The sequence below is a fragment of the Psychrobacter sp. TB20-MNA-CIBAN-0197 genome (genome assembly GCF_040309765.1).
Lineage (GTDB): Bacteria > Pseudomonadota > Gammaproteobacteria > Pseudomonadales > Moraxellaceae > Psychrobacter > Psychrobacter submarinus.
This window is the reverse complement of record NZ_JBEOPC010000430.1, coordinates 1-279: the sequence shown is the minus strand read 5'-3', so window position 1 is coordinate 279 and position 279 is coordinate 1. Positions and strand designations below refer to the sequence as shown.

Annotated in this window: 1 protein-coding gene; it reads right to left on the bottom strand. The window is 62.7% G+C overall.

From position 1 onward, the window contains the following. A partial coding sequence (locus AAEY83_RS14355) for a hypothetical protein (protein WP_351059892.1) occupies positions 1-218 on the bottom strand: 218 nt, incomplete at its 3' end. Positions 219-279: the final 61 nt, after the last annotated feature.

The following is a 279-nucleotide window of genomic DNA, read 5'->3' as shown; positions in this document are numbered from 1 at the left end:
TCGTCGGAGACTCGGTTGATGTCATTGGTGATCTCGCGCTGAATGCGGAGCGTGTTGGTGAGCGAATCCACCCGGGCGTTGGCAGTGTCGCGCTCGGCGGTGATGGCTGATCGATCGTCCTTCACGCTATCCAGTCGCTGCGCCAGATAACCAACGGCTGCCAGCGCTGCCAGCACCACCCACACCCACGCCGGGACAATCTTCAGCAGGGCGCTCATGGGGCCTGCCGCTCTACAGCTTCGTTGACCTTCTTCGCTGCCTTGCTTGCGGTGTCAGCGG